Below are 6873 nucleotides of genomic sequence, written 5' to 3' on the forward strand. Positions count from 1 at the left end.
CCCCCGCCGCCCGCCCCCTGTCGCGGAAAACCAACATTCGCCCAAAAACGACACCAAGTCCCGCCCGCCCCGCCTAGACTATGCGAACTCTGGCGGCCGCCCGGCCGGCTGGCTGTCCGCGCGCCCGCACCGGCGTCCGGCGGCGTTGTAGAACCTGCGGGATCCAACCTTGAAATCTCTGCTTCTTGCCCGCGCGGCCGGCGCCCTCGGCCTGTGCGCGGTATTCGGCGCCTCGGCGACGCCCCCGCCTCCTCCGGTCATCGTCCTCAATTCGCTGGACGCCTCCGTCAGCATCCTTGATCCCACGACCTATACCGAAACGCGGCGCATCCCCACCGGCAAGGAACCGCACCATCTTTACCTCACGCCGGACGAAAAATCGCTGCTGGTCGCCAATGCCGCCAGCGACTCGCTGACCTTCCTCGATCCGGCCACCGGCAACGTGCAACGCACGCTGACCGGCATCGTCGATCCCTACCAGTTGCGGTTCTCGCCCGACATGAAGTGGTTCGTGACAGCGGCGAACCGGCTCGACCACATCGACATCTACCAATGGGACGGACTGGCGGGTTCGGGCGACCCCAGGCTCGTCAAGCGCATCCCCGCCGGCCGCACCCCAAGCCATCTGACCATAGACAGCAAGAGCCGCAATCTCTACGTCTCGCTGCAGGACAGCGACCAGCTGATCGCCATCGACCTGTCCACCCAGGCGCCGCTGTGGACCATTCCGGTCGGCAAGACCCCCGCCGACGTCTTCATCACCCGCGACGACCGCTATTTGCTCGTCGCCCTGACCGGCGACCGCTACGTCGAGGTCTACGACCTGGCCACTTCGCCGGCCAAGCTCGTCCAGCGGCTGGAGACCGGCGCCGGCGCGCACGCCTTTCGCGCCCAGGGCGATGGACGCCATGTCTTCGTCAGCAACCGCGTGGCCAACACCATCAGCCGCATCGACTTGCAGACCATGACCGTGGTCGACGCCTACCCCGCGCCAGGCGGACCCGATTGCATGGAAGTGCTGGCCGACGGCAAGACCATACTCGTCACGTCGCGCTGGGCGAAGAAGCTCACCGTGATCGATACCGCCAAGAAAGCGGTCGTCCACCAGACCAAGGTGGGCCGCTCTCCGCATGGTGTCTGGACGCTCGCCCATGCCCGGCGGCAATAGGCTTTCCCGGGCGATCTCGGCCGCCCTGCTCCTGGCCGCTTCGTGCCAGGCGGCGCTCGCCGCCGGTTGCACCCGCCCGGTTTATCTGACTTTCGATACCGGCCACATGGGCGTGGCGCCCCTGGTGGCCGAGGTACTGGACCGCCAGCAGGTGAAGGCCAGTTTTTTCCTGGCCAACGAAACGACGCGCGACGGCGGCACCAGCCTGGACGACCGCTGGGCCCCCTGGTGGAAGGCGCTGGCCACGCACGGCCACGTCTTCGGCTCGCACACCTACGACCATGTCTATTGGCAAGCCGACCTGCCGGACGGCCGCTTCCGCGTGAAGCCGGCGTTTGGCCCCCGGGCCGGGCGCAGCCAGGTCATGCGCGCCGGCGAATACTGTGCCGAGCTGGATCGCAGCGCCACCCGGTTCAAGGAGATGACCGGGCGCGCCATGCTGCCCCTGTTCCGCGCCCCGGGCGGCAAGACTTCCCCTGCGCTGCTCGAGACGGCGGAGCAGCGCTGCGGCTACCGGCACGTCGGCTGGGCGTCCGCGGGCTTTCTGGGCGATGAGCTGCCCAGCGACAAATATCCCAACCGGACACTGCTCGAACGCGCCTTGCGCAACATCCGGACTGGCGATATCTTGATGGCCCACCTGGGTATCTGGTCGCGGCAGGACCCATGGGCGCCGGCGGTGCTGGAGCCCCTCATCGAGGGCCTGAAGCAGAAAGGTTTCTGCTTTGCCACGCTGGCCGAACATCCGCAATACCGGGCCTGGCTGGCCACGCATCACGTCCATGGAAATCCTTAGCGATCTTTTCTCCGGCACGCAGCAATGGCTGTTCGAAACGCTGGTGCAACCCCTGCTCTTTCACCTGGGGCTGGGCAGCATACTCGAGGATGCCTACGACGGCACCATGTGGCTGCTGCTGGGGGTGCTGCAGCTGGCGATCATGCTGGCGGTGTTCGCGCCGCTGCAGCGCTGGCGTCCTGCCGAGAAAGTGATCGACCGGGCCGCGGTCCGGCTGGACATCCTCTATACGGCCATCCATTCGCTGGGCCTGTTCCGGCTGGTGCTGTTCTTTACGACGCAGCCGCTGGCGGATCATTTGTTCGGCCAATTGCACGTCCTCGGTTTTTCGGCCTATCACGTGGATGAGATCTGGCCGGGCGTCACGGATCGCGCCTGGGTCAGCCTGATCATTTATCTGTTGATTTTCGATTTCGTCGACTATGCTTTCCATCGCGCGGAGCACCGGTACCGGTGGCTATGGGCGCTGCACGCCGTGCATCACAGCCAGCGCCAGATGACCATGTGGTCCGACAATCGCAATCACTTGCTGAGCGATCTGTTGCGCGACCTGGTGGTGGTGCTGGTTTCCCACCTGATCGGCGTGCCGCCTGGGCAGTTCGTGGCAGTCGTCGTGATTACCCGGCTGGTGGAGAGCCTGTCGCATGCGAACCTCAGGGTGGGGTTCGGGCGCGTGGGGCAGTACCTGCTCGTGGGGCCGCGCTTCCATCGCCATCATCATGCGATTGCGCCGGCTCCGGTGGCCGATGCCCCCGAAGCCAATTACAACTTCGGCGTGCTGTTTCCGTTCTGGGATGTTCTTTTCCGGACAGCCCGCTTCGATGGGAACTATGGACCCACGGGGATCAGCGACCAGTTGCCCGAGCGGGGAGCCCGGGACTACGGCCGCGGCTTTTTCGTCCAGCAGTGGCTGGGGATCAAGAGATTGATCGGACGCAGCTAGGTTACCCCGGCGATTCTCTTCTACCCCGAGCACAGCGGATCCGGCACCACCGGTGCTGCCCCTTGAGGGGCACGCGCGTCAGCGCGCAGGAAATGGGCTTCCCTAAGGTTTGAAGAACGGCGCAGGCACCATCAGCTGGTTCTCCTGCGAAATCAGGTAGCCCAGCTCCAGGCTTTTCTTCAGATAGGCATGCCAATCCGGGTCCTGCTGCAGCGCCGCCCGGCGCGCGGTGCGGTCGGCGGCGTCGCGGTAGACCCAGATGTGGGTGAAGCTGTTGACATTGCCGGTTTCGGTTTGCAGATAGACCACGGGCTCGCCCAGGTGTTTTTTCTGGACCTCGAAACCGAGTTCCTGGTAGATCTCGAGCTGCTTCTTGATCGTGCCGGGCCGGCAGGTGTAGGTGCGAACGTCGTAGAGCATGGGAGATCCCTCAGCAAAGATCGCGGCCGCCCGGATACGCCGGTGCCGGCCCCGGGGTCAGAACGAATCGGTGGAAGTGAACAGGCCCACGCGCAGGCCTTCGGCCGTGTAGATCTCCCGGCCGTCGACGCTCATGGTGCCGTCGGCGATGCCCAGCACCAGGGTCCGGTTGATCGTGCGCTTGATGTCGATGTTGTAGGTGACCTTCTTGGCGGTGGGCAGTACCTGGCCAACGAACTTGACCTCGCCGGAACCCAGCGCCCGCCCGCGCCCGGGGTTGCCTTGCCATCCCAGGAAAAAGCCGACCAATTGCCACATGGCGTCCAGGCCCAGGCAGCCTGGCATCACGGGATCGCCTTCGAAATGGCAGCCGAAAAACCACAGGTCGGGGTGGATATCCAGCTCGGCAATGACCTGCCCCTTGCCATACTTGCCGCCCTGCTCGGAGATGTGGGTGATACGGTCCAACATCAGCATGTTGGGCGCCGGCAACTGTGCATTGCCCTTCCCGAATAATTCGCCGCGCGCGCAGCGCAGCAGGTCTTCGCGGGAGAAGGCAGTCTGTTCAAGCATGTAAGATCCCTCGGGTGAAGGCCGCCATTATAGCTGCGCGCTAGCGGAGCCCCATCAAGGCGCTCTCTCCCGGAACGTCTTGACATTGCCCTCCGCGTCGACCTCTTCCAGCCTGACCTTGAACCCCCACAATCGCGCCAGGTGCTTCATCACCTGGTCCGCATCCTCCGACTGCAGCGGCCTCCCCCGCATCGCAACGTGACGCAGCACCAAAGACCGATCCGAGTCCCGGTTATAGCGAACCACCTGGATATCCGGCACCAGCATGTCCCGGTTGTGCTGATCCGCCAGCAGGCGGCGCACGCGCCGGTATCCGTCGTCATCGTGGATCGCCTCTACCTCGAGCTTGGGATTGGCCTCGTGGTCCGCGATGGCGAAAAAGCGGAACTCCCGGATCAATCTCGGCGAAAGAAACTGGGCGATGAACGACTCGTCCTTGAAATTGCGCATCGCGAAGTCCAGCGTCTTCAGCCAGTCGCTGCCAGCAATATCCGGGAACCACGCGCGGTCCTCCGGCGTCGGGTTCTCGCATATGCGGCGGATGTCCTGCATCATCGCAAAACCCAGCGCATAGGGATTGATGCCGCCGTAGCCCCGCTGGTCGAATCCCCGCTGCGCCACCACGTTGGTATGGCTCTGCAGGAACTCGATCATGAACCCGTCTGTCACCTGCTTCTTCTCGTGCAGCCGGTTCAGCAGCGTGTAATGCCAGAACGTCGCCCACCCCTCGTTCATGACCTTGGTCTGCATCTGCGGGTAGAAATACTGGGCGAGCTTGCGCACGATGCGCACCAGCTCCTTCTGCCACGGCTCCAGCGTAGGCGAGTACTTCTCGATGAAGTACAGGATGTTTTCCTCGGGCTCGGGCGGAAAGACGTTCGGCTTGCCCTCGCGCTCGACCCGGTCGCGCGTGGGTACTGTACGCCACAGGTCGTTGTACTGCTGGCGGGCATATTCCTCCCGCTCGGCCTGGCGGTGCATTTCCTCCTTGTAGGAGATGGGATGCGGGCGCCGGTAGCGGTCCACACCGTGCGACATCAGCGCATGGCAGGAATCCAGCGTCGCCTCCACCGGTCCGATGCCGTACTTGTCCTCGCAGGCCATGACGTAATTGCGTGCGAACACCAGGTAGTCCAGCATGCCGTCCGCCTCGGTCCACTGCCGGAACAGGTAATTCCCCTTGAAGAAGGAATTGTGGCCATAGCAGGCATGCGCGATCACCAACGCCTGCATGGCCATCGAATTCTCTTCCATGAGGTAGGCGATGCAGGGATTGGAGTTGATCACGATTTCGTACGCCAGCCCCTGGACGCCGCGGCGGTAGGCCTGCTCGTTCCGGATGAACTCCTTGCCGTAGGACCAGTGCGGATAGCCTATGGGCAGCCCGACCGAGGCATAGGCATCCAGCATCTGCTCGGAAGTAATGATCTCGATCTGGCTCGGATAGGTGTCGAGCCCGAACTCGCGCGCCGCCTCGCCGATGGCCTCGTCATACCGCTGGATCAGTTCGAAGGTCCATTCCGAAGTGGTGGAAAGAGGTTTGACGCCGCCGGGCGGCGCTTCGCGATCCAGAGCAACGCTCATGCGGTCTCCTTCTTGAACAGGTCGTGCAGCACCCCGAAGATCTCACGGCGCTCGCGTATCCGCCGCATCGCGAAATGCGGCGCCGTCTCGCGCTCGTACTCGGCCCACAGGCTGCTCTTGCGCATCTCGTCCACATCAGGAATTTCGATATAGGCGTAATAGCGCGTGAGCGGCAGCAGGTGCTCGGACAGGAACCGTGCGCTCTTGGCGGCATCGGCGCCGAAGGAATCGCCGTCCGTGGCCTGGGCTGCGTACACGTTCCAGGTGGCGGGCGAATACCGCTCGTTCACGATCTCGTACATGAGCTCGAGCGCGGACAGCACGACCGTGCCGCCGCTCTTGGGATCGTGGAAAAACGTATGCTCGTCCACCTCCTCCGCATTGTCGGTATGGCGCACGAACACCAGGTCCACGCGCTCGTACTTGCGCGACAGGAACAGGTAGAGCAGCGTGAAGAAGCGCTTGGCGAGGTCCTTCTTGTTCTCGTCCATGGAACCGGACACGTCCATGAGGCAGAACATCACGGCTCTCGCCACCGGCGACGGCTCCACCACGCGGTGCCGATAGCGCAGGTCGAGCGAGTCGAGGAAAGGCACGCGCGCGAGCCTGGAACGATGCGCCTCGATCTCGGCGCGCAGGGCGTCGAGTTCGTCTTCCGAGGCGCCCTCCTCTTCCGATTCGTCGAGCTTCTGCTGCGCCTCTTCCAGCCCCAGGCGGGCGCCCCCGCCCAGCGCGATGCGCCGCGACAGCGAGGTCTTGAGCGTGCGTCCGACGCTCAGGGTGCTGGGGGACCCCGTGGTGGTGTAGCCCGCGCGCCGCCACTTCTGCTGGTTGATTTCGCCGAGCTGGGTACGGATCAGGTGGGGCAGTTCCATGTCCTCGAAGAAGAGGTTCAGGAACTCGTCCCGCGACAGGCTGAACGTGAACTGGTCCACGGAATCGCCTTCGCCCGGCTCCGAGGGGTCGCCTTCGTCCGCGCCCCGGGGCCGGTCGATCTTGTCCCCCTTGGCGAACTCCCGGTTGCCCGGGTGGACGATCTCGCGATCCCCGCCCCTGCCGTAGCGGAAGCTGGGCTCGGAGATGTCCTTGGCAGGGAGGTTGATTTCGCCGCCCTGGTCCATCTCCTCGATGGACCGCTCCTGGACCAGTTCGCGTACCGCCTTGCGAATCTGCTCCTTGTACCGCCTGATGAAGCGCTCTCGGTTGACAGCGCTCTTGTTACGGCCGTTGAGCCGCCTATCGATGAGTGAATTCATATTCACCTAGGGCGTGTTCACACTAAATGAATTTGCTCGTATACTTCGGGTATGGAAATCACCGAAGCCCAATATCAGCAGATCGAGCACTGTTTGCCGCGACAGCGCGGCAACGTCAGCCTGACGAATCTGC

The 6873-nt window shown here is 63.9% G+C and carries 7 protein-coding genes; 3 read left to right on the forward strand and 4 right to left on the reverse strand.

Annotated features, from left to right (window positions below):
• Window positions 1–211: 211 nt before the first annotated feature.
• The 3 genes from CDO44_RS10925 to CDO44_RS10935 are packed head-to-tail and all read left to right on the forward strand — an operon-like array spanning window position 212 to window position 2907.
• Window positions 212–1168 carry a hypothetical protein gene (locus tag CDO44_RS10925; protein ID WP_087780285.1) on the forward strand — a complete coding sequence of 319 codons (957 nt, stop codon included), beginning with the start codon at window positions 212–214 and terminating at the stop codon, window positions 1166–1168.
• Window positions 1152–1964, forward strand: a complete 813-nt coding sequence (locus CDO44_RS10930) for a polysaccharide deacetylase family protein (RefSeq protein ID WP_087780259.1) — start codon at window positions 1152–1154, stop codon at window positions 1962–1964. Before CDO44_RS10925 ends, CDO44_RS10930 begins: the two co-directional genes overlap by 17 nt.
• Window positions 1951–2907, forward strand: coding sequence for a sterol desaturase family protein (locus tag CDO44_RS10935; RefSeq protein WP_087780260.1), 957 nt, complete (start codon window positions 1951–1953; stop codon window positions 2905–2907). Before CDO44_RS10930 ends, CDO44_RS10935 begins: the two co-directional genes overlap by 14 nt.
• A gap of 102 nt (window positions 2908–3009) precedes the next feature.
• Here the strand turns inward: CDO44_RS10935 and CDO44_RS10940 are convergent, their stop codons facing one another.
• Genes CDO44_RS10940 through CDO44_RS10955 form a run of 4 tightly spaced genes read right to left on the reverse strand, consistent with a single transcriptional unit; the run spans window position 3010 to window position 6740 of the window.
• Window positions 3010–3327, reverse strand: coding sequence for an NIPSNAP family protein (locus CDO44_RS10940; protein ID WP_087780261.1), 318 nt, complete (start codon window positions 3325–3327; stop codon window positions 3010–3012).
• Between the two features lie 57 nt (window positions 3328–3384).
• On the reverse strand, window positions 3385–3900 hold the full coding sequence (gene fabA / locus CDO44_RS10945) for a 3-hydroxyacyl-[acyl-carrier-protein] dehydratase FabA (protein WP_087780262.1): 516 nt from the start codon (window positions 3898–3900) through the stop codon (window positions 3385–3387).
• 54 nt (window positions 3901–3954) lie between these two features.
• Window positions 3955–5484, reverse strand: coding sequence for a SpoVR family protein (locus CDO44_RS10950; RefSeq protein WP_087780263.1), 1530 nt, complete (start codon window positions 5482–5484; stop codon window positions 3955–3957).
• A complete protein-coding gene (locus CDO44_RS10955) occupies window positions 5481–6740 on the reverse strand; it encodes a YeaH/YhbH family protein (protein ID WP_087780264.1) in 1260 nt (419 codons plus the stop codon). The genes CDO44_RS10950 and CDO44_RS10955 overlap by 4 nt, the downstream gene beginning before the upstream one ends.
• Window positions 6741–6873: the final 133 nt, after the last annotated feature.

The sequence above is a fragment of the Pigmentiphaga sp. NML080357 genome (assembly GCF_002188465.1).
GTDB lineage: Bacteria > Pseudomonadota > Gammaproteobacteria > Burkholderiales > Burkholderiaceae_B > Pigmentiphaga.

Bases quoted from the DNA above. Each gene is read 5' to 3' on its own strand.
- CDO44_RS10930 (WP_087780259.1), top strand. From the start codon at position 1,152: ATGCCCGGCGGCAATAGGCTTTCCCGGGCGATCTCGGCCGCCCTGCTC.
- CDO44_RS10935 (WP_087780260.1), top strand. From the start codon at position 1,951: ATGGAAATCCTTAGCGATCTTTTCTCCGGCACGCAGCAATGGCTGTTC.
- CDO44_RS10940 (WP_087780261.1), bottom strand. From the start codon at position 3,327: ATGCTCTACGACGTTCGCACCTACACCTGCCGGCCCGGCACGATCAAG.
- fabA (WP_087780262.1), bottom strand. From the start codon at position 3,900: ATGCTTGAACAGACTGCCTTCTCCCGCGAAGACCTGCTGCGCTGCGCG.
- CDO44_RS10950 (WP_087780263.1), bottom strand. From the start codon at position 5,484: ATGAGCGTTGCTCTGGATCGCGAAGCGCCGCCCGGCGGCGTCAAACCT.
- CDO44_RS10955 (WP_087780264.1), bottom strand. From the start codon at position 6,740: ATGAATTCACTCATCGATAGGCGGCTCAACGGCCGTAACAAGAGCGCT.